This is a genomic window from Celeribacter sp. (assembly GCF_048266405.1).
Classification (GTDB): domain Bacteria; phylum Pseudomonadota; class Alphaproteobacteria; order Rhodobacterales; family Rhodobacteraceae; genus Celeribacter.
In genome coordinates, this window is record NZ_JBLWZO010000005.1 from 100,872 (window position 1) to 122,350 (window position 21,479).

Annotated in this window: 22 protein-coding genes; 9 read left to right on the plus strand and 13 right to left on the minus strand. The window is 57.5% G+C overall.

Annotation, left to right across the window (positions count from 1 at the left end; translation table 11 throughout):
* Positions 1–45: 45 nt before the first annotated feature.
* The 3 genes from ACN0TS_RS11360 to ACN0TS_RS11370 form a co-directional block, all read right to left on the minus strand.
* Entirely contained in the window at positions 46–1,119 is a 1,074-nt protein-coding gene (locus ACN0TS_RS11360; protein ID WP_417259474.1) for a 5-(carboxyamino)imidazole ribonucleotide synthase, read from the minus strand.
* A gap of 5 nt (positions 1,120–1,124) precedes the next feature.
* Complete coding sequence (gene purE, locus ACN0TS_RS11365; RefSeq protein WP_417259628.1) at positions 1,125–1,613, minus strand: 5-(carboxyamino)imidazole ribonucleotide mutase; 489 nt, start codon at positions 1,611–1,613, stop codon at positions 1,125–1,127.
* Positions 1,614–1,694: 81 nt separating this feature from the next.
* Positions 1,695–1,913, minus strand: coding sequence for a YdcH family protein (locus tag ACN0TS_RS11370; protein ID WP_417259475.1), 219 nt, complete (start codon positions 1,911–1,913; stop codon positions 1,695–1,697).
* 188 nt (positions 1,914–2,101) lie between these two features.
* Between ACN0TS_RS11370 and ACN0TS_RS11375 the strand changes: the two genes are divergently transcribed.
* The 4 genes from ACN0TS_RS11375 (at position 2,102) to ACN0TS_RS11390 (ending at position 4,825) form a co-directional block, all read left to right on the plus strand.
* Complete coding sequence (locus ACN0TS_RS11375) at positions 2,102–2,515, plus strand: Hsp20 family protein (protein ID WP_417259476.1); 414 nt, start codon at positions 2,102–2,104, stop codon at positions 2,513–2,515.
* A gap of 3 nt (positions 2,516–2,518) precedes the next feature.
* A complete protein-coding gene (locus ACN0TS_RS11380) occupies positions 2,519–2,746 on the plus strand; it encodes a DUF1150 family protein (protein WP_417259477.1) in 228 nt (75 codons plus the stop codon).
* Between the two features lie 126 nt (positions 2,747–2,872).
* Positions 2,873–3,151, plus strand: coding sequence for a hypothetical protein (locus tag ACN0TS_RS11385; RefSeq protein WP_417259478.1), 279 nt, complete (start codon positions 2,873–2,875; stop codon positions 3,149–3,151).
* Between the two features lie 54 nt (positions 3,152–3,205).
* Positions 3,206–4,825, plus strand: coding sequence for a hypothetical protein (locus ACN0TS_RS11390; protein ID WP_417259479.1), 1,620 nt, complete (start codon positions 3,206–3,208; stop codon positions 4,823–4,825).
* A gap of 86 nt (positions 4,826–4,911) precedes the next feature.
* Here ACN0TS_RS11390 and ACN0TS_RS11395 read toward each other — a convergent pair whose 3' ends face one another.
* Together ACN0TS_RS11395 and trxB are read right to left on the minus strand one after the other, a co-directional pair.
* On the minus strand, positions 4,912–6,624 hold the full coding sequence (locus tag ACN0TS_RS11395; protein WP_417259480.1) for a bifunctional sulfate adenylyltransferase/adenylylsulfate kinase: 1,713 nt from the start codon (positions 6,622–6,624) through the stop codon (positions 4,912–4,914).
* Positions 6,625–6,863: 239 nt separating this feature from the next.
* A complete protein-coding gene (gene trxB / locus ACN0TS_RS11400) occupies positions 6,864–7,805 on the minus strand; it encodes a thioredoxin-disulfide reductase (RefSeq protein ID WP_417259481.1) in 942 nt (313 codons plus the stop codon).
* Positions 7,806–8,081: 276 nt separating this feature from the next.
* On the opposite strand from trxB, the gene ACN0TS_RS11405 reads away from it, so the two are divergent.
* The gene (locus ACN0TS_RS11405) at positions 8,082–8,582 is read left to right on the plus strand and encodes an Lrp/AsnC family transcriptional regulator (protein ID WP_417259482.1); all 501 of its coding nucleotides are present in this window, start codon (positions 8,082–8,084) and stop codon (positions 8,580–8,582) included.
* Between the two features lie 83 nt (positions 8,583–8,665).
* On the opposite strand, the gene ACN0TS_RS11410 is transcribed toward ACN0TS_RS11405, so the two are convergent.
* From ACN0TS_RS11410 to lgt, 5 genes are all read right to left on the minus strand, one after another.
* Entirely contained in the window at positions 8,666–9,499 is an 834-nt protein-coding gene (locus ACN0TS_RS11410; protein ID WP_417259483.1) for a Hint domain-containing protein, read from the minus strand.
* Positions 9,500–9,710: 211 nt separating this feature from the next.
* Positions 9,711–9,860: a hypothetical protein gene (locus ACN0TS_RS11415; RefSeq protein ID WP_417259484.1), complete on the minus strand. Its 150-nt coding sequence runs from the start codon at positions 9,858–9,860 to the stop codon at positions 9,711–9,713.
* 232 nt (positions 9,861–10,092) lie between these two features.
* Positions 10,093–10,851, minus strand: a complete 759-nt coding sequence (pgeF, locus tag ACN0TS_RS11420; RefSeq protein WP_417259485.1) for a peptidoglycan editing factor PgeF — start codon at positions 10,849–10,851, stop codon at positions 10,093–10,095.
* A complete protein-coding gene (locus ACN0TS_RS11425; protein WP_417259486.1) occupies positions 10,848–11,918 on the minus strand; it encodes a class I SAM-dependent methyltransferase in 1,071 nt (356 codons plus the stop codon). The genes pgeF and ACN0TS_RS11425 overlap by 4 nt, the downstream gene beginning before the upstream one ends.
* Positions 11,915–12,784 carry a prolipoprotein diacylglyceryl transferase gene (gene lgt / locus ACN0TS_RS11430; RefSeq protein ID WP_417259629.1) on the minus strand — a complete coding sequence of 290 codons (870 nt, stop codon included), beginning with the start codon at positions 12,782–12,784 and terminating at the stop codon, positions 11,915–11,917. Before lgt ends, ACN0TS_RS11425 begins: the two co-directional genes overlap by 4 nt.
* Before the next feature lie 105 nt (positions 12,785–12,889).
* On the opposite strand from lgt, the gene ACN0TS_RS11435 reads away from it, so the two are divergent.
* The 4 genes from ACN0TS_RS11435 (at position 12,890) to ACN0TS_RS11450 (ending at position 15,259) form a co-directional block, all read left to right on the plus strand.
* Positions 12,890–13,156, plus strand: coding sequence for an accessory factor UbiK family protein (locus ACN0TS_RS11435; RefSeq protein ID WP_417259487.1), 267 nt, complete (start codon positions 12,890–12,892; stop codon positions 13,154–13,156).
* 315 nt (positions 13,157–13,471) lie between these two features.
* Entirely contained in the window at positions 13,472–13,972 is a 501-nt protein-coding gene (locus tag ACN0TS_RS11440; RefSeq protein WP_417259488.1) for a YbjN domain-containing protein, read from the plus strand.
* Between the two features lie 136 nt (positions 13,973–14,108).
* Positions 14,109–14,921 (plus strand): pyrroline-5-carboxylate reductase, encoded by an 813-nt coding sequence (gene proC / locus ACN0TS_RS11445; RefSeq protein ID WP_417259489.1) that lies wholly within the window; start codon positions 14,109–14,111, stop codon positions 14,919–14,921.
* Positions 14,918–15,259, plus strand: coding sequence for a tRNA-binding protein (locus ACN0TS_RS11450; RefSeq protein ID WP_417259490.1), 342 nt, complete (start codon positions 14,918–14,920; stop codon positions 15,257–15,259). The genes proC and ACN0TS_RS11450 overlap by 4 nt, the downstream gene beginning before the upstream one ends.
* Before the next feature lie 4 nt (positions 15,260–15,263).
* Here ACN0TS_RS11450 and ACN0TS_RS11455 read toward each other — a convergent pair whose 3' ends face one another.
* The 3 genes from ACN0TS_RS11455 to carB all read right to left on the minus strand — a co-directional run bounded on the left by ACN0TS_RS11455 (position 15,264) and on the right by carB (position 21,236).
* Positions 15,264–15,854 (minus strand): thymidine kinase, encoded by a 591-nt coding sequence (locus tag ACN0TS_RS11455; RefSeq protein ID WP_417259491.1) that lies wholly within the window; start codon positions 15,852–15,854, stop codon positions 15,264–15,266.
* 87 nt (positions 15,855–15,941) lie between these two features.
* Positions 15,942–17,270: a DEAD/DEAH box helicase gene (locus ACN0TS_RS11460; RefSeq protein ID WP_417259492.1), complete on the minus strand. Its 1,329-nt coding sequence runs from the start codon at positions 17,268–17,270 to the stop codon at positions 15,942–15,944.
* A gap of 606 nt (positions 17,271–17,876) precedes the next feature.
* The gene (carB, locus tag ACN0TS_RS11465) at positions 17,877–21,236 is read right to left on the minus strand and encodes a carbamoyl-phosphate synthase large subunit (protein ID WP_417259493.1); all 3,360 of its coding nucleotides are present in this window, start codon (positions 21,234–21,236) and stop codon (positions 17,877–17,879) included.
* Positions 21,237–21,479 lie beyond the last annotated feature (243 nt).

A 21,479-nucleotide genomic window follows, 5' to 3' on the forward strand; every position in this document is an offset into this window, starting at 1 on the left:
GTAGCGCATAGAGGCGCGAGCAAGTGAATTGCCGATGGCGGTCGCTTATGCTGAACCCGTGATGGTGTTCACATGGCCCATTTTGCGGCCCGCTTTGACCTCGGCCTTACCATAGAGGTGAATGCCCACGGAGCCGTTCTTGGCCAATTCAGGAATGCGGTCCACGTCGTCCCCGATGAGGTTGAGCATTTCCACGTTGGAGTGGCGCTTTCCGTCTCCTAACGGCCATCCTGCAACGGCGCGGATGTGTTGCTCGAACTGGTCGATGGTGCAGCCGTTCTGGGTCCAATGGCCCGAGTTATGCACGCGCGGTGCGATCTCGTTGACGATTAGGCCCTCTTTGGTGACGAACAACTCGACGCCCATCACGCCCACATAGTCCAGCGCGTTGAGGATTTTCGCGGCGAGCAAGACGGCATCGGTGCGCTGTGCAGGGGTGAGGCGGGCAGGGACCGTGGTGGTGTGCAAAATCCCGTCGAGGTGGACGTTTTCACCCGGGTCAAAGCAGGAAATATCCCCCGCTTGGCCGCGTGCAGCAATCACGGAAACCTCATGGCTGAACGCGACAAACCCTTCCAATACGGCGTCGGCGCCTGCCATATCGGCAAGGGCGGCGTCCGCGTCGTCGGGCGACATGATCCGCGCCTGTCCCTTGCCGTCATAGCCAAAGCGGCGGGTTTTCAGGATCGCAGGGGTGCCAACCTGAGTGATGGCCGCTGCGAGCGTGTCGGCATCATGTACGGCGGCAAAGGGGGCGACCTTAAGGCCCAGTTCGGACAAAAACGCCTTTTCGCTCATGCGGTCTTGCGACACGGCAAGGGCACGACGGTTCGGGCGGATTGGTACGATGGATTCGATAAGATTAAGCGCCGACGTGGGGACGTTTTCAAACTCATAGGTCACAACATCACAGGCCGCCGCGAATTGCTTCAATGCGGCTTCGTCCTCGTAGGAGGCTTGGATATGAGTGTTGGCGACGTGGCTCGCAGGGCAATCTGCACCCGGCTCAAAGATGCAGGTTTTAAAGCCAAGGCGGGAGGCGGCCACGGAGAGCATACGGCCAAGCTGACCGCCGCCCAGAATGCCGATGGTTGCCCCAGAGGGAAGAACGTCTGTCATGTCACTTACTCGTCTACGGGAGCGTCGGGGATGGAGGCGGACAGGGCGTCACGCCATGCGTCGAGCCGTTCGCCTAGAGCCTCATCTGCGGTCGCCAGAATGCCAGCCGCCATCAGGCCCGCGTTTGCGGCCCCTGCCTCGCCAATGGCCATTGTTGCCACGGGAAAGCCCTTGGGCATTTGCACGATGGAGTAGAGGCTATCGACGCCAGAGAGCGCACGGGTCTGCACGGGCACGCCAATCACTGGAACGCGGGTTTTCGAGGCCATCATTCCGGGAAGATGCGCCGCACCACCTGCGCCCGCGATGATCACTTTGAGTCCTCGCCCTGCGGCCTCTTTGCCGTAGCTCCATAGCCGGTCAGGCGTGCGGTGGGCCGAGACGATTTTGGTCTCATAGGCCACGCCCAATTCATCGAGAACTTCCGCTGCTTTTTTCATGGTGGGCCAGTCCGATTGGCTGCCCATGATGATGCCGACTTTGACGCTCACTATGCTGTCCCCGCTAGGCTGATAAGAGCCCGCACTATAGCGGCTTGCGGGGGGGAGGCAACGGGAAGTGCGGCTCTTGCGGCCTTAGGCGATGATGTCGGGATTGATGCGGTCGTTGAGCGCTTCGATCTTATCCTTGAGCGCCAGTTTTTGCTTCTTGAGGCGCTGTAGGCGGAGGGCATCGAGGTGGCCCTGTTCCTGCATGGCATGAATGGCCTCATCGAGATCACGGTGCTCGCGCTTGAGAACTTCGATTTCGACGCGGAGCACTTCAATCTGTTCCATTCGGGTGGACATGTTCATTATTGGCTCTCTTGGCGCAAGGATCTTGAACACTCAATATAGGCCCGAATCCCTTATTCTCAAAGCAATACAAATCGTTTGCACAAATCTCTCTTGAAGCGCCGCCAAAGCTCCCCATATCTTTAGTAACACGGTTGCCTCATGAGGGACCGAAATCTGCACTGTCGCTTTAACGAAAGGGCGTGTTTATGACCAAAGTGACCTTTGCCACCCATCCGTTCTTGTTGGGGTTTGACCAGTTGGAACGCCTTGTCGAACGGACGGCGAAAGCCGATACAGGGGGCTACCCGCCTTATAACATTGAACAAACGACGGATAACGCGTTTCGTATCACGCTTGCTGTTGCGGGATTTTCCGAGGACGATCTGGCGATTACGGTCGAGGATCGGCAGTTGGTAGTCCGCGGGCGACAGAGCGATGAGGCCGAGGGCCGTGTCTTCTTGCACCGCGGAATAGCGGCGCGACAATTCCAACGGTCGTTCGTCCTCGCCGAAGGCGTCGATGTTGCGGGTGCGCATATGGAGAACGGATTGCTTCATGTCGATTTGACCCGATGCGAACCCGAACGCGTTGTGCAAACAATTCAGATCAAAAAGGGGTGAAACATGGATACGACCTATCCCAATATCTTTGGTGACGGTGGAAAAATCGTTTATGTCCGTGCCGTTGCGGTGAGTGACCTGCCCGACGATGTGCGCCAGCAGGTGCATGGCTTGGATCACTTGTATTCGGTGCATGACGCCGACGGTCAGCGACTGGCCCTAGTGGCCAACAAGACCTTGGCCTTCGCACTGGCCCGCGAACACGACTACGCGCCGATGAGCGTGCATTGATCGCGCATAACCCTCTCTAACCAAATAAAACATAAGGCTCCCGCATTGGGGGCCTTTTTCGTAAGATTGGCATCAGGTTGTCATGCGATAGACGACCCGACAGTTGCAGCAACTCATGAGGGTCTAATGTCATCTTCTGTTTCTCGTTACGAGCCAGTTCAGATCGGTCTGCACTGGCTGATATTTCTTCTCTTTGCGTTCAACTTCATCGTGTCAGACGGCATTTGCCTTGCGCGTGACGGGCATGGAAAACGCCGTCGTGCGACAGGCGGGTTTGATCGGTTTGGCACAATACGCAGGTTACAAGCCGCACTAAACCTGTTGCCGACGAGCGCCGTTGACCCATCCTCGCAAGACCTCTTGCGATTAGGGATTGCACAACGTCCTGTAAATTCGCACTTTTGACCAAAGACATGCGGGCCGGAAATGGGTCGGCACAATGAGTGACGGGGTTACGACATGGAATTGAACGCGATCAAAGCCTGTGGAGTACACGGTTTCTCTCCCGAGGACGTATTTGCAAACCAGTGGGTGTTTAGCGAAAACGACGCACTTGATCCGCAGGGATTTGACAAATTGTCGTTGCGCAATTGGACGTTTTATTACGGCCAAGCCCTCAAGTTCACGGAGATGCGTGACGCCAAAGATCGGCTGTTTGGCGTGTTCGTGGGCATTGGTGTGGATCCCGACGGGGCAATCATTTCGGCTGAAAGTTTCAAACAGTTCAACACCCGCTCGAAAGGGTTCCTTGAGGCGTTCGAGGCGTTCATCAACTACACGGGCGGGCGGTTCACGGCCGTGATCGACACGGGGACGTATCAGCGCGCTTACTTTGATGCCGTCGCGCATATGACCTCGTTCTACAACCCGCGCACGCGGCTGCTGGCGGCATCGGTGTTTTTGACGCTGGACCGCGATGTGGAATACGATCCGATGTTCGCATCCGAGCACATTGCCACGTCCAAGCTCCCTGATGATGTCGAAAAGAACTTCATCCTCGGTCATTCTCTCGATCATGAAACCAAGTTTTGTTTGCCGAGCCACTATTTCGATCTCGACGGATTTGCGTTGCATCGCATCTGGCCATTGCCCGACAGCTTTCCGAAAGCGGAGCCGCGGGATTATGATGTAATCATTGCCAAGTTGGTGTCGCGCCTGCGCGAGATTACGGTGGCTCTTGTCGACAACTATGAGTGCGTTCTGCCCATTTCTGGCGGCACGGATTCACGCAAGCTGTTGGCCGTCCTCGCGGGGCATCACCATAAAGTCAAAGAGTTCTTTTGCTTCGAGCACACCAAGTACGCGGTACATGATGCGGCGGCGGGTGAGTATCTCGCCAAGATTCTCGACATTCCTTTCACGCGTTACCATCCCGACCACGCCAAGGCGGCTTTCGGTAGGGACAAGATGAACGCGCGCAACCGTTCGCGGAAATACTGGCTGCGGACCTCGCGGGTGGCATTGCCGACCGCGCCTGTGCGCACCGATCTGGCGCGCCTTCAACCTGAAGGTGCCGTGCATTTGCGGGGCAATGTAATGGACCTGACACGGGCAATCTGGTGGCGCAGTTTTGCCAATCGCAAAGAGAAGCTGGAACTCGGGCTGGAGAACGAAATCGGGTCGCTGTTCTTGATGGCCGAACCGTCCAAGGAGATCGTGGACAAGTGGACGCCCGAATATCTCGCGTGGAAAAACGCGTTGCCGCAGTCGGCGCAAGACATCGTCTATGACTTCATTTTCCTTGAACTGTTCCTGCACGTCTCAAGTACGAAGTATTATGCCTTCGACAAGAACTTTTACATCAACCCGTTCTCGGATCGCCGTTTGATCGAGTTGACGTTCCAATTGCCCGTTGATGTGCGTTTCGGGCGTGTGGTCAATGAGAAGTTCATCGGTCTGGCCGATCCGCGCCTGTCCAATCTGCCGTATCGCGGCGGGGTGCGCGACCTCGTGCGGCGCGGTATCTTCACGCCACGGACTTACGACAAGCAGGGCAATGAGCTGACGCCTGCGAAGCTTCATCCATTACACACACCGCGCAATGACGCGTTGTCATGGGAAGATGTCGCTGGGGAATAAACGCGGCAGATGACTGTCCCCGCTACCACAAACAAAGCCCCGCTCAAAGGAGCGGGGCTTTGTTCGTTTGGTGTAACCGATACCGCTTACTGAGCGGAGATGAGGCCCATGCTTTCGAGCTTGAGGATCACTTGGTGAGCGCAGTTGTCCACGTCGTGGCCAACGGTTTCAACACGCAACTCAGGGTTCGCAGGCACATCGTAAGGATCGGAAATACCTGTGAATTCCTTGATTTTTCCTTCGCGTGCGAGTTTGTAGAGACCCTTGCGGTCGCGTTTTTCACATTCCTCGATGGAGGTGGCGACGTGGATTTCAACAAAGGCACCGAACTGTTCGACGTCTTCACGCACGGCGCGACGGGTCGCGGCGTACGGCGCGATGGGCGCACAGATAGCGATGCCGCCGTTCTTTGTGATCTCGGAGGCAACATAGCCGATGCGGCGAATGTTGAGATCGCGGTGCTCTTTGGAGAAGCCCAATTCGGACGACAGGTTTTTGCGCACGATGTCGCCATCGAGCAAGGTTACAGGACGACCGCCCATTTCCATCAGCTTGACCATCAATGCGTTTGCGATGGTGGATTTTCCCGAGCCGGAGAAACCCGTGAAGAATACTGTGAAGCCTTGTTGAGAGCGAGGTGGCTTGGTGCGACGCAGTTCCTTCACCACTTCGGGGAAGGAGAACCAATCGGGGATTTCCAAACCTTCGGCCAAACGGCGACGCAATTCGGTGCCGGAGATGTTCAGAATGGTGATCTTGTCTTTGTCTTCGATCTCGTCGATGGCCTCATATTGAGCGCGCTCTTGGACCCAAACCATATGTTTGAACGGCACCATTTCGATGCCCATTTCCTCTTGGTGCTTGCGGAACAAGTCCTGCGCATCATAGGGGCCGTAGAAGTCTTCGCCTTGCGAGTTCTTGCCTGGGCCTGCGTGGTCACGACCGACGATGAAGTGGGTGCAGCCGAAGTTGGCGCGGATCAGGCCGTGCCACACGGCTTCGCGTGGGCCAGCCATACGCATGGCAAGCGGCAAGAGCGACATGGTGGTGGTGGAGGCAGGGTATTTGTCCAGAACCGCCTCATAGCAGCGCACGCGGGTGAAGTGATCCACATCACCCGGTTTGGTCATGCCGACAACGGGGTGGATGAGCAGGTTGGCCTGTGCTTCTTTCGCGGCGCGGAAGGTCAGCTCTTGGTGAGCTCGGTGCAATGGGTTGCGTGTCTGGAACGCAACAATGCGACGCCAGCCGAGTTTGCGGAAATAGGCCCGCAATTCGTTTGGCGTGTCGCGCGAGCCGCGGAAATCATAGTGGACGGGCTGTTGCAGACCCGTGACAGGACCACCGAGGTACACTTTGCCGGCGGTGTTGTGCAGGTAGTTCACGGCGGGGTGGGCGTCGTCGTCCGCGCCAAAGACCATTTCGGCTTCTTTGGATTTGTTCGGCACCCAGTTGTCGGTCACGGTCATCGTGGCGAGGATCACGCCCTCTTGGTCACGAAGCGCGATGTCCTGACCCTCGGTCAGGCCTTCTGCGAATTCTTCGGATACGTCGAGTGTGATCGGCATGGGCCAGAGCGTGCCATCGGCCGTGCGCATGTTCTCGACCACGCCATTGTAGTCCGCTTCGGTGAGGAAGCCCTTGAGCGGGGCAAAGCCACCGTTCATCAGCAACTCAAGGTCGCAAATCTGGCGGGGGGTCAAATCCCAACTTACAAGATCGGCAGCTTTCACTTTGAGCTTTTGTGCGCTCTCGTGAGAGACAAAAAGCTCGGGTACAGGGGCGAGGTTTTCGGACATACTAATGGCCTTTCCGGCAAGACTTTTCAAATGCGACTCCACTCCGGCACTATTCGGAGGGTTGCGCTGCCTTAACGCAGGGTCGTGTTGCAAATCAATATGCTGCACCTGCAGAAATTCAATTTGAGGCGCGAATTCCTCAATTATAACGGTTCACAAGAAAAATAGGGCCGTCAAAGTTACGAAAGGCGGGATAATACCCGCCTTTCGTCTTTATCGTTTCTGTTCTCCGTCAGGGCTTAATCCTGTTCGGATAGCCACCGTTCGGCATCAAGGGCGGCCATACAGCCCATACCCGCGGATGTGACGGCTTGGCGGTATTTGTGGTCGGTCAGGTCGCCTGCGGCGAAAATGCCCGGAATTGAAGTTTCGGTCGAGCCGGGTTTGACTTTGACATAGCCGCCATTGTGCAATTCCAGCTTATCCTTCACTAGTTCCGTAGCAGGGGCATGGCCGATGGCCACGAAGACACCTTTGGCAGGGATCTCGGTAATCTCGCCTGTTTTGACGTGGCGTGCGCGCACGCCGTTGACGCCCTTAGGCATTTCGTCACCAAAGACTTCGACCAATTCGTGATCCCATAGGGGCACGATTTTTTCATTCTTCATCAAGCGGTCGATGAGGATGGCCTCTGCGCGCAATTCATCACGGCGGTGGATGAGCGTTACCTTGGAGGCGAAATTGGTCAGGAACAGGGCTTCTTCAACAGCGGTGTTGCCGCCGCCGATCACCACGATGTCCATGTTGCGGTAAAAGAACCCGTCACATGTTGCACATGCAGATACGCCGAAGCCTTTGAACTCTTCTTCCGTGGGCAGGCCGAGCCATTTGGCGCGCGCGCCAGTGGCGAGGATCACGGCATCGGCGGTATAGGTCGTGCCGCTGTCGCCCTTGGCCACAAAGGGACGCACATCTGTATCAAGATCGGTGATGATGTCGCCTATGATCTCACAGCCCATTGCCTTGGCGTGGTCCTGCATTTTGACCATCAAATCGGGCCCTTGGATTTCACTTTCACCCGGCCAGTTTTCCACCTCGGTGGTTGTGGTCAACTGTCCGCCTGGCTCGATGCCTTGGACAAGGATCGGGGAGAGCATTGCGCGTGAGGCATAAATACCTGCGGTGTAACCTGCGGGACCAGAGCCGATGATGAGGACTTTGGTGTGTTTCGTCTCAGCCATGTGGGGCCTCTTGTATTTTGAGTGTCTGTTGTATTTAGGATTTTAAGATGTCTGTTTTTAGGGTTTATGACGTCGGTTGCCTTCGATATAGACACGCAGCAACCTCGGCGCAAACCCTGCGCGATGACATGCCGCATGACATCGGGTACAAAACTCTGTGTGATGAATTGGCCTTGAAGTTTTCTTGCTCAAATGCGAAAGATAATTGCGCTTTGACGCATTCACGCACATGTTTCGAAAATCATGCCATAATTGGCCGCGACCTCGGAGACGGAAATGCCCGCCCATAAACTCGATGAGATTGACCGTAAAATTCTTGCGGAGCTGCAAGCGGATGGGCGGATGACCAACGTTGAGTTGGCAAAACGCGTTGGCATTTCCGCACCGCCCTGTCTGCGCCGTGTGCGCACGCTCGAAGAGAACGGTTATATTAAAGGCTATCATGCGGTTGTGGATGCGCGGGCTTTGTCGTTTGAGGTCCAGGTCTTTGCGATGGTGGGCTTGCAAAGCCAAGCCGAGGTAGATCTGGCTCGCTTTGAGGACAAGTGCCGCGAATGGCCGCTTGTGCGCGAGTGCCATATGCTCAACGGTGAAGTGGACTTTATCCTCAAATGTATCGCCCCTGACCTGTCGACCTTTCAAAGCTTCCTGACGGGCGAATTGCTGTCGACGCCGAATGTGGAGAGTGTGAAAACCTCGCTTGTGATTCGAGGGGCCAAGGACGAACCGGGTGTCCCGTTTGATGTGCTTGAGGCGCGGTTGGCGCAAAAGCCGTAAGTCCAGTCACCATACGATCCCAAAGAAAACCGCGCTCTAAGGCGCGGTTTTGTCGTTTTTGAACCTTGTGGGCATCTGCGCGCCTAAAGCAAGCCGATCTCTATCAGGTCGGTAGGCGTCAGGCGGGGATGGGCCATCGCACCAAAGTCGCCAAGGTTTTCCATATGGGGAAACAGCGACATGAAACGGGCGCGCAAATCGCCTTGGAGCTGACTGCTCGCAGCGATGCCGGGGTGGTAGGTTTCCAACTCAACGCCGTTAACGCGGATCAAACGGTGCTGGGGCAAGCAGATGTGGTAACAGCGCACGGCGGAGATCGGTGTGATTTCGATCATCGACAGGCCATCGGCCATCGCGGAGACGGGTGCGAGAGCATGGGCGGTGCCCAGATAGGACTTCAAAGCCTCTGCCCGCAGCAAATATCGCGCACCCGCACCTAGCATTAGATCGTGGGTAGGATGGCCAAAGCCAAGCGCGTCGCCCGTCAGGCGGTAGAGTTTTTCGGGTGTGGCGCCTTCGCTGCGGCGACCTGTGTGGTCCAGTTCGACCGAGCCGATCCAAGTTATGGGAAGCGTGTCGCCCTCTGCGGTTTCGATCATGTCGCCGGGAAGAAGGTCTTCGACGGCCGTGAGCCCATTGGTGGTCTGGACCAAAGAGCCACGACCAAAGGCGTTAAAGGCGGCTTCAAAGGCAGGCAGCGCGGGCGCACTTAGAGTGTTGTCCATGATGTCCCCGTTTTCGGCCAACCACATGATGTTGAAGCGCCGCATCGCAAGCGTCGGACGGTTCGCGACGGGCTTGCGCCGCACGGTCCATGTCGGCGTCGCGGGACGCGCGGTTCCATGAGAGAGATGGTGGGATCGGGGTGTTTCGAGAGTTTGCTCTGTGGTGGAAACTCTGGCGAGGGGCTGCGGCATAGGTCGGTCCTGCAATCACGAACGGCCCCCACCGACTTGTGATAGGCTCAACGGTCGCAGAAAAATGCCCTTATTGTCAAAATATATCGCGAATTACACACAGAGGCGGAACCAATCTAACGGGTCCGCCCTGCATTGTTTCCGAACCCTGTATGAATGGGAGGTTTTCAACAGGTCGGAGGATCGGGCCGATACGGTGCGAATCGGAGATTTACGCCCGCGCTGCGCGGGGTTTTACATGTGATTCCGTGGCGCGTTTTGCAGCCCGAAGTGCGCGGTGCCACGGAAGAGTGACCTCAGTCTTTTTCGCCTCGTTGATCATGGATGTCATCCAACGGGCTTGTTTTTTGGTCTTGGTCATATCTGTCTCTTTTCTCGTGCCACACTGAGCGGATTTGCTATCTGTTGAGGACAGTATGGACGTAGGGTGAGGCCGAAATTTGACGATTTGGACCATTTTCCGAAAATTGTCGGTTGCGCGGGTGTCGCGCGATTGGGGCAATAAAACAAGGGATATGCGCGAATTGATGAACAATCAGGGTTAAATGGACAGGACTGTTTCTGACACAAATGTGGCAGTGTCGCGCGAATTCCTACAATCGAATCGTAGAAAGCAACCGTCCGTAGTCGGCCTCTTTGCGATGTACCGAGCGGCGGTAGGAATAGAACCGCTCCGCATCGTGGTAGGTGCAATGGCGGGTCCATTCCGCCACGCCAACGCCTGCCTCGCGTAACTTATGCAGTCCGAAACCGGGCAGGTCGAACAGGTAGCGGTCGCCATCGCCATTGGCAAAGAACCGTGCGTTCTCGTCGTTTGCAGCCAGAAAGTCGTCAAGGAACTCGGGGCCAACCTCATAGGCGCGCTGCGAAATACACGGACCGATGACCGCCGTAATGCTGTCACGCTTGGCTCCGAGCGCCACCATTGCGGCGATGGTGTTTTCCAACACATCATCAATCGCACCGCGCCATCCCGCATGGGCTGCACCGATCACACCGTTGTCGCGGTCGGCAAACAGCACAGGTTGGCAGTCGGCGGTGAGAATCACGAGGGCCAATCCCTTGGTCGCGGTCACAAGCGCGTCTGCGCGGGGCGCCTCGCCCGATTGTGGACCATCGACCGTGACCACATCGGCGGAGTGGACTTGAAAGACCGAGCACATATTTTCGGGCGTCACATCCATCGCATCGGCGACGCGGGCGCGGTTGATCGACACGATGTCGCGCTGATCCGACGAGCCAAAGCCGCAGTTCAATCCTTCGAACACGCCAGAGGACGCCCCGCCCTTGCGGGTGAAAAATCCATGCTGAACACCGTCAAGCAGATCAGAGCGAATGATGTCGAGGCTCATGTGTCAAATCCAGGGGGCAAACGCGAGGGCGTTGGTGCAATCGCGATGGTTTTGAATAGCGTTCCCATTTCCGCGTCCGAGGTCAACCGTTCAAATGCTTTGATATGGGTTTCGAGCGCCTCACCGTCCAGATTTTGGGCAAGCGTTTGGGCGCGTGCTCCAATCCCGAGACGCGAAAGGATCTCGCCTTGGGAAATCATTTTGGACACGCTTGCGCCTGCATCGGTGGCGGCACGGGCCAAGGCCTCGAAATCCACATGGGCGGTGAGATCGGCCTGCCCCGGACGGGCGAGCGGGTCGACCATTTTGTGGGCTTCAAGGGCCTGAAAAGTATCGCCAAGCGAGCGCCAGTCACCGTAATCGACAATGATTGCAGCACCGCCATTGGACGCTATCCGCCTTGCGATTTCGTCGGTGATGGGGACAGCTGCGGGGCTGACCTCGACCACATCGCCCACCTTGGTGTCGGCCAAACGGTGATCGAGCGCCGCGATGGGCGCAGGGTTGGAAAGCCCAAAGACCAAGGCCTCGCCCTCCAGTGCCACCTGTGTTTCGCGCCATCCATGCGCGTCGCGGGTGAACTGACGGATCGGCAGGGCATCAAAGAACTCGTTGGCCAACAGCCACAGCGGTTGATCGGGCAGGGCGCTCGCCTCGTCGATCCACGTTACATCATATGCCGCGAGTTTGTCGCGCTGGGCTGCTTTGAGGGTCGGGGAGGCCTCAATCAAATGGACTTGCATCGCCGCGTGCATGTTTGGCACCGCTTTGGTGGCGCGTAGCACATCGGCCATCAACGTCCCCCGTCCCGGTCCGATTTCGGCCAGTGTAAATGGCGCAGGGCATCCTTGGTCCATCCACGATTGCGCGAGCGCGAGGCCCAAAAGCTCGCCAAACATCTGGCTGATCTCGGGCGCAGTGGTGAAATCTCCCGCTGCCCCCAGAGGATCGCGGGTGGTGTAATAGCCATGTTCGGGGTGCAGTAGACACTCTGCCATAAACTCCATCAACGAGATCGGCCCCGTCTTGGCGATGCGGCGGGCGAGGATGTCGGCAAGGGGCGTCATGCTTTGCGGGCCCTCACGGCGAGGAATATCCCGAGTGCTATCATCGGTAGCGACAGGAGTTGTCCCATCGACATGTTGAGCGCGACCGTGCCCATCGGGTTGTCTGGTGTGATGAATTGTTCGTCAGCTTGGCGGTAGAATTCGACAATAAACCGCGAGATGCCGTAGCCCGCAAAAAACAATCCTGCGATCAACCCGCGCCGCTTGAGCGCATCAAAGCGCCACACGAGCAGCAGCAAGAGCGAGCCAAGGAGCAAGCCTTCTAGCCCTGCCTCATAAAGCTGCGATGGGTGGCGGGCGCATAGTGTGCCGACGTTTTCACAGCTTTGCGCGGCATCTCCGGGAAAGATCACCGCCCAAGGGGCAAGCGAGGGGCGGCCCCAAAGTTCGGCATTCACGAAATTGGCGATCCGTCCGAGCATCAGCCCCGCGGGGGTCGCCATTGCTAGCGTGTCGGCCAAGGTCAGGCGGTTGATCCCGTGGCGCCCCGCATAGAGAAACGCCGCTAAGACAACCCCCAAGAACCCGCCGTGAAAAGACATGCCGCCCTGCCAGACCATCGGGATCTCGATCGGATTGGCCAGAAAGTAGGCGGGTTTGTAAAACAGCACATAGCCCAGCCTCCCGCCGAGAATGACACCGAGGATCAGCCATGTCAGCAGATCATCGACGGTTTCGCGGCTCATCGGCGCGGTGTTCTCGGCCCACAGGCGTGCGGTGTTCAACGCCCGCACGACAAGCCACCACCCGATGACAATCCCCGCGATATAGGCGAGGGCATACCAATGCAGGGCAAAATGGATCGGGCCAAGATTGATCTCGAACAGAACGGGCGAGACCTCGGGGAAATTCAAAACGGCGGGCATAAATGTCAACATAGGCGCATCTGTCTATTTGCGCGCAAGGAAGTCAACCTTGTGATTTGCCGCCAGACGCCCCATATAGTGACAAAGACATTTAGGAATGGGCTCATGCAGACGCGCAACAAAATCCTCGACGACATTTCGCAACTTATGACCAACGCGATGGGCGTGGCGCAAGGGGCAAAGGACGAAGCCGATACCGCCTTGAAAGGCTTGGTGGATCGTTGGCTTTCGGACCGTGATTTCGTCACCCGCGAAGAGTTCGACGCGACCCGCGCGATGGCGCAAAAAGCCCGCGAAGAGAACGAGGAGCTGAAAAAGCGCCTCGATGCGTTGGAACGTAAAAAGACCGTTACCAAAACAACCAAGAAGTAACACTCTCGGCTCTACCGACACGAGATTTAGAGCGGCTCCGGTTTTCGGAGCCGTTTTTTTGTGCCTTTGCGTCAATAGCGGCTCTCCCGTCCACAGGGGGCGGTTCAACCTGTGGAAAAGCCAGCAAACCTGTGGAGGAACGTCGATTACTGGGGATAAAGTGAAGAATTTTCTTTACAGCTGAGCCTCTTTCGGACCACCATATCTAGTAAGGGGTAATGATAAAACATCAGCCCCTTGAGCAGGCACCAAGTCTTAGTGGCGCTGTGGGGACTTTGCGCACGGCCATTTGAGCAAACAAACATGAGGCCGTTAATGTCGCTGATCGAGCATGATATCTCCGAAGACATTCACCCCATCGACCTTGTCGAGACCCTCGCCGAGTATAACGATTGGGAATTTGAGCGCGTCGCCGAGGACCAGATCGCAATGGCCGTCGAGGGGCAGTGGCGGACCTATTCCATCACTCTGGCGTGGTCGGACTACGACGAGACGCTACGCCTGATCTGCACCTTCGAGATGGAGCCACCTGAAGACAAGCTGCCCAAGATTTACGAAGTGCTGAACCACGCCAACGATCAATGTTGGACGGGGGCGTTTTCTTATTGGAGCGAGCAAAGCCTTATGGTGTTCCGTTTTGGCCTGCCGCTTTCGGGCGGCCAATTGGTCAGTTCAGAGCAAATTGATCGTTTGATCGGATCGGCAGTCGGTAATTGCGAACGGTTCTACCCCGCGTTTCAACTGGCGGCATGGTCGGATCGCACCCCGAAGGACGCGATGGATATCGCGATCCGCGAGGCCTACGGTCGCGCTTGAGACCTTTGCGTGGCCCTCACGGTGGCTGTGCATTTGTGATCCGCCACTGTCGTTGCGCTCGTGATTTGAACCGCTAAAGTGCCCCCTGTCCCGCAGGGGGCTTTTTTAATCGACGAAATGAAAAGTGGGACGTGCCATGTCTATGGATGATGTAAAAACACGCGGTTTGGTGTTGCTCGGTTGCGGAAAAATGGGATCGGCGATGCTCATGGGATGGCTTGACGGAGGCTTACCTGCCTCCTCTGTGACCGTCTTGGCACCGCGCCCGTCCGAGTGGGTGAAGGCCACGGGTGTCAACATCAACACTGACCTGCCCGACAACCCTGCGGTGGTACTCCTCGCGGTCAAGCCTCAAAAGATGGCCGAGGCGCTGCCTGCGTTGACGTCTTTGGGCAATGGCTCCACCGTATTTCTGTCCGTCGCTGCGGGTCTGACGCTCGCCAATTACGAGGACATGCTCGGCGCGGACACCCCCATCGTGCGAGCCATGCCCAACACGCCCGCCGCCGTCGGACGCGGCATCACGGGGATTGTGGGCAATGCGGCTGTGAGCGCCGCGCAGCTCGACCTTGCCGACACGCTGCTACAGGCCGTGGGGCAGGTGGTGCGCCTTGAGAACGAAGGCCAGATGCGGGCCCTCACGGCGGTGTCGGGTTGCGGTCCTGCCTATGTGTTCCACCTGATCGAGACCATGGCTGCCGCTGGTGAAAAGGCGGGTCTATCGGCTGATCTGGCGCTGCAACTGGCGCGGGCGACCGTTGCAGGGGCGGGACATCTGGCCGAGAATTCGGAGGAAACCCCGACCCAATTGCGCATCAATGTAACCTCACCCAATGGCGTGACCGCCGAGGCGCTACGGGTATTGATGAATGAAAAAGACGGTTTCCCCCCCTTACTTGACCGCGCCATTCAGGCGGCCATGGCGCGTGACGCGGAGCTTGGACAATGAGTGACGAAATTGCATTCGACGATTTTCTAAAGGTGGATGTGCGGGTCGGGACGGTTGTGCGTGCTGAACCCTATCCGGAAGCCCGTAAACCCGCGATCAAACTGTGGATCGATTTCGGCGGTGACATTGGCGAGAAAAAATCGTCGGCCCAGATTACCGTGCATTATGCGCCTGAAACCCTGATCGGCACGCAGGTGATGGCAGTGGTCAATTTTCCACCACGCCAGATTGGCCGTTTTATGTCGGAGGTTCTCGTACTCGGGTTTCCCGATGAGAATGGCGAGGTCGTCTTGGCGCGCCCTGACCAAGAGGTGCCCATCGGCGGGCGGTTGCACTAACCGCTTACGGGTCGGCGCGGTCGCCCATTGCGTCGCGCCAGTGGCGGCGGCACAGCGAGACATAGCGCTCGTTTCCGCCGATCTCGACCTGTGCGCCCTCGGTGAGAACGTCGCCCGCTTCATTGGTGCGCACGACCATCGTGGCTTTTTTTCCGCAATGACAGATGGTGCGCACTTCGCGCATTTCATCGGCGAGGGCCAAAAGGGCTGCCGAGCCGGGAAAGAGATGTCCCTGAAAATCGACGCGTAGCCCGTAGGTCATGATAGGCACGCCCAAATCATCGACGACACGCGCCAGTTGCCAGACCTGATCGTGGCTCAAAAACTGTGCCTCGTCGATAAAAATGCAGGCCACGGGCCCTTGATCCAAGCGGGCTTTGATCTTGGCAAAGAGATCCTCGCCCTCGCCAAAGGTATCCGCGTCTTCGCCAATGCCGATGCGACTGCCAATGCGACCCTCGCCCGCGCGGTTGTCGAACTGCGCGGTCATCAAATAGGTGTCCATGCCACGCTCACGGTAGTTGTGAGAGGCTTGCAACAGCAGGGTCGATTTGCCCGCGTTCATGGTCGAGTATTGGAAATAGAGCTTTGCCATGGGCGCAGGTGTGCCCCACGCGCGTGCTGCGATCAAGAGGGGCAGACGAAAAAGGCGCGAAGGTTTCCCCTCGCGCCTGCAATCAGTTTAGCCGTGTGACTTGCTGCCGCCCGAACGGCGACGGCCTTGTCCCGGACGCCCTCCACCGTTGGCGGCTTTTGGTGCCCCTTGAGGCTTGCCGCCTCCACCAGAGCGACGTGGGCCACCTCGACCACCACCACCGCCGCCGCCATGACCACGACGGCCTTGCTGCTTGGGTTTGGGTTCGGCTTTTTGATCATCTGCGGCCCATGACGCGGCTGTCGCGATGGGGATGCGGATTTTCATGACCTTCTCGATTGAACGGAAATCGTCCAACTCGGTGGGCGCACAGAACGCCACGGCTTTGCCATCACGACCCGCACGTGCGGTACGACCAATGCGGTGCACGTAGTTCTCGGGCACGTTGGGCAATTCGTAGTTGTAGACGTGACGCACGGCGGGAATGTCGATGCCGCGGGCCGCCACATCGGTGGCCACGAGGACTTCGATCTGGCCGTTGCGCGCCTCTTTAATGGTGCGTTCGCGTTGGTTTTGCGATTTGTTGCCGTGGATGGAACCCGCGTTAAAGCCCGCTTTTTGAAGCTGCTTGGACATGCGTTCCGCGCCGTGTTTGGTGCGTGAGAACACAAGTGCGAGATCGCCACGGTGGCCTGCAAGCATCTCTTTGAGCTTTTCGAATTTGTCGCCGGCAGGGATGAAGTGGACCTCTTGGTCGATCTTGTCAGCGGCTTTGCCCGCTGGAGAGACTTCGACGCGGACAGGCGATGTGAGATAGCTTTGTGCGATCTCGTTCATCTGTTTGCTCATCGTGGCCGAGAACAGCATGGTCTGACGCTCTTTTGCGAGCATCGGCACCAATTTGCGCAGCGCATGGATGAAGCCCATGTCGAGCATCTGGTCGGCTTCATCAAGCACGAGGAAAGATGTCTCGGACAGGGTAATGGCACGACGGTCGATCAGGTCCATCAAACGGCCGGGGGTGGCGACAAGAATGTCCGTGCCACGCTCAAGGCGCTTGATCTGGTTGTTGATCGAGGTGCCACCCACAACGCGGTTCAATTTGAGGTGCGTGTCTTTGATGTAGGGAAACAGCGTGTCGGCGATCTGGTTCACCAACTCGCGGGTTGGAGCAAGGATCAGCGCACGAGCCGTCTTTGCCGATGGCTTGGAGCCTTCGGTCAGGGCCATGTGCAACAGCGGCAGGCCGAAAGCCAGTGTTTTGCCGGTGCCGGTCTGGGCAAGGCCCATCACGTCGCGGCCATTCATCACTTCGGGAATGGCACGGGCTTGAATTGGGGTCGGGGTCTCAAGTTTCATTTCTTTCAACAACTTGAGAAGGCGCGGCTGGAGGCCGAGCATAGAAAAATCAGTCATAAACGTCCTTTGGTGGGAAACCCACACAGCATGACGCACCCCATAACGGGGCGCTTTTGATGGTCGCGGGAAAGGATACCGAAGAGGGCCGATTGCCCTACTCGTCTTCCCGCCGAACCCATGCGTGATTTTGGGATCTGGTGGCCAATAGTGGCCAGAGTGCGACGTCTGCGGCGCGGTCCGTCATGGACACATACGCGGCTGCTCACGCGGCAGCATGGGACGTCTGTAAGGGACACATGGGGGAGTTGAGGAGATAAGTCAAGGGAATTGGATTGACCATCGGCATCGCTTTGATTTAGCTGCGGGCGCTTTGCGTCAAAAAGCTGAGGTGGATTATATGGATGTATTTTGGACATTGTTCGGGATTGTTTCGGCCCTGCTTGGTCTATATGCGATATTCCTGCTCTGTGTGAGGCTTCCTATGCAAATGGCCGAAGATAGAGGGCGTGATCCATACAAGTGGTTGATCGTCTCCATATTCTTTAGCCCTTTGGTTGCAATATTTTTGCTTTGGCTGTTGGAAGACCGATAGATCGGATCTCACAAGAAAACGCCCCACCAAATGGCGGGGCGTTTGATGTCGTGTTCTGATGGGCGCAGGCCTTACAACTCTTGCAAGCTCATAACGTCCATTTCGCCCTCGACCCGCGACTTGATCGCCATTGCCGCGGCGTGGGAGGCTGCTGCGGTGGTGAAGTAGGGGATCTTGTCGTAGAGCGCGACTTTGCGGATTTCGCGGGAGTCTTCGATGGCTTGGCTGCCCTCGGTCGTGTTCAGGACCAAGGCAATCTCGCCGTTCTTCATGATGTCAGCAATGTTCGGGCGTCCCTCGTAGACCTTGTTCACCACGGTCGCGGTGATGCCGTTTTCCTTGAGGAATTTGCCCGTGCCACGGGTGGCGACGATTTCAAAGCCGAGATCGGACAGCGTTTGGATCGCTTCGACCATCTTGGGCTTTTTGTCATAATCCTTGACGGAGACGAAGACTTTGCCGCCAGACGGCAGGTCGGTGCCTGCGCCCAACTGTGCCTTGAGGAAGGCGCGGGCGAAGGTGGTGTCTTGGCCCATGACCTCGCCCGTGGAGCGCATTTCCGGCCCGAGGATCGTGTCGACACCAGGGAAGCGGGCAAAGGGCAGAACAGCCTCTTTGACGGCAAAGCGCCCTGTTTGGGACGGATCAACAAGGTCGAAGTTCGCCATTTTCTCACCCGCCATGAGGCGCGCGGCGATGGAGGCGATGGGCGAGTTCACAGCCTTGGCGACAAACGGCACCGTGCGCGAGGCGCGTGGGTTGACCTCGATGAGGAAAATCACGTCGTCCTTGACCGCGAACTGCACGTTCATCAGACCGACAACATTGAGCGCCAGAGCCAGTTCAACCGTTTGGCGTTTCAATTCCTCTATGATCTCGGGTTTGAGCGAGTAGGGCGGCAGCGAACAGGCACTGTCGCCCGAGTGGACGCCCGCCTCTTCGATGTGTTGCATGATGCCGGCAACGTGGACGGTTTCACCATCGGAGAGCGCGTCAACGTCGATCTCGGTGGCCCCTGACAGATAGCTGTCGAGCAGCACAGGGCTATCACCCGACACAACCACGGCGTCGCGGATGTAGCGTTTGAGCTGATCCATGTCGCGCACGATTTCCATCGCGCGACCACCCAGAACGTAGGATGGGCGGATCACCAATGGGAAGCCGATGTCGGCGGCGATTTCGAGCGCCTGTTCGTCGGTCGAGGCAATGCCGTTATGCGGTTGTTTGAGGCCAAGACGGTTTACGAGGTCTTGGAACCGCTCACGGTCCTCGGCCAGATCAATCGCGTCGGGCGATGTGCCAAGGATCGGGATGCCTTCATCTTGCAGCGCTTGCGCGATTTTCAGCGGGGTCTGGCCGCCGAATTGGACGATCACGCCGTGCAGTGTGCCGTTCTCTTGCTCCACGCGCAGGATTTCCATCACGTGTTCAAAGGTCAGCGGTTCGAAATACAGACGATCCGAGGTGTCGTAGTCGGTGGACACGGTTTCGGGGTTACAGTTGACCATGATGGTCTCGTAACCCTGCGCAGTGAGCGAGAAACAGGCGTGACAGCAGCAGTAGTCGAATTCGATCCCTTGGCCGATGCGGTTCGGGCCGCCCCCCAAGATCACGACTTTCTTGCGGTCCGACGGACGCGCCTCACATTCCACTTCGCCCATCATCGGGGCTTCGTAGGTGGAATACATATAGGGTGTTTGTGCTTCGAACTCGGCGGCGCAGGTGTCGATGCGCTTGAATACGGCTTTGACGCCGAGGTTCTTGCGGGCGCGGCGGACATTGGCCTCATCGCGACCTGTCAGATGCGCCAGACGTGCGTCGGTGAAGCCCATCATCTTGACGGCCCGCAGACCTTCTTCGGTAACGGGCAGACCGTTTTTGCGCAATTCGCATTCCATCACCATGATCTCGCGGATACGGGCAAGGAACCACGGGTCGTAGCGGTTGATCTGATTAATCTCGTCATCGGTGAACCCGAACCGCATGGCCTGCGCAATGACGCGCAAACGGTCAGGCGTGGCTTTCGCCAACTCGCGAGTAACGCTCTTGTCGATCTGGCGTTGAGCCTCTTCGTCACTGCCGCACAGAATAAACGGCAGACTGTCTTTGCCGCCCTCAGTCTCCACGATTTGCGCTGCTTGAGGCATATCGGGCAGGTCGATCTCGTCAAACCCTGTGAGGCCTGATTCCATCGAGGCGAGCGCCTTTTGCAGGCTCTCGTGGATGGTGCGGCCAATCGCCATTGCCTCGCCCACCGATTTCATCGCGGTGGTCAGGTTTGGTTCGGAGCCTGGGAATTTTTCAAAGGCGAATTTCGGAATCTTGGTGACGACATAGTCGATGGTTGGCTCGAAGGATGCGGGCGTCACTTTGGTGATGTCGTTGTCCAACTCGTCGAGCGTATAGCCCACGGCCAGTTTCGCGGCGATTTTGGCAATCGGGAAGCCGGTGGCTTTGGAGGCCAGTGCAGACGAGCGCGACACGCGCGGGTTCATCTCGATCACGATCATGCGGCCATCAACGGGGTTCACGGCCCACTGAACGTTGGAACCGCCCGTTTCCACACCGATCTCGCGCAGCACGTTAATCGAATGGGTCCGCATCAACTGATATTCTTTGTCGGTGAGCGTGAGCGCAGGCGCCACGGTGACAGAGTCGCCCGTGTGGACGCCCATCGGGTCAACGTTCTCAATCGCACAGACGATAATGGCGTTGTCGGCGGTGTCGCGCACAACTTCCATCTCGTATTCTTTCCACCCGAGCAGGCTCTCGTCGATGAGGATTTGCCCCATGGGGGAGGCTTCCATGCCCGAGCGGCAGAAGTGTTCGTAATCGTCGCGGTTATAGGCCACGCCACCGCCGGTACCGCCAAGGGTAAAGGCCGGGCGGATGATCGCGGGCAGGCCGATCTCTTCGAGCGCATCCATCGCCATTTTGAGACCTGCGGAGATGTCATAGGAGCCGTGGCCCAGTTTGGGCGCGGTCACAATGGTGGCTTTGGGGTTTTCGATGCCCAGACGATCCATTGCCTCGCGGAACAGCTTGCGGTCCTCGGCCATCTCGATGGCCTCACGCTTGGCCCCGATCAGCTCAACATTGAATTTTTCCAGTATGCCGAGATCATCCAGTTCGAGCGCGGTGTTGAGGCCTGTCTGACCGCCCATCGTGGGCAGGAGCGCATCGGGGCGCTCTTTTTCGATGATTTTTGCGACAACCTCTGCGGTGATCGGCTCGATATAAGTCGCGTCGGCCATGTCGGGGTCGGTCATGATGGTCGCTGGGTTGGAGTTGACCAGAATGACGCGGTAGCCCTCTTCGCGCAGCGCCTTACAGGCTTGGGCGCCCGAGTAGTCAAACTCGCAGGCTTGGCCAATAACAATAGGCCCCGCTCCAATGATCATGATCGATTGAATATCGGTTCTCTTTGGCATGGCGGACCCCAATGATGTTAAGCAGCTTTGCCAGTCCCTATGCGGGGGCGAGCAAATTGTCGTGGGTTATAGCTATGACGGCCGTCGGCGCAAGGGGGAGCACAGGTTTTTTGCGCCATTTCCCATCGCAAATCTTCATCGTGCTTTTGCGATTTCGTTTTTGGGAAAGCCGTTGAAAATGACGCATCGTATGTCCGTGCCTCACTTTTTCCAAAATCTAAGGCCATTTCTCGCCGCATTCGG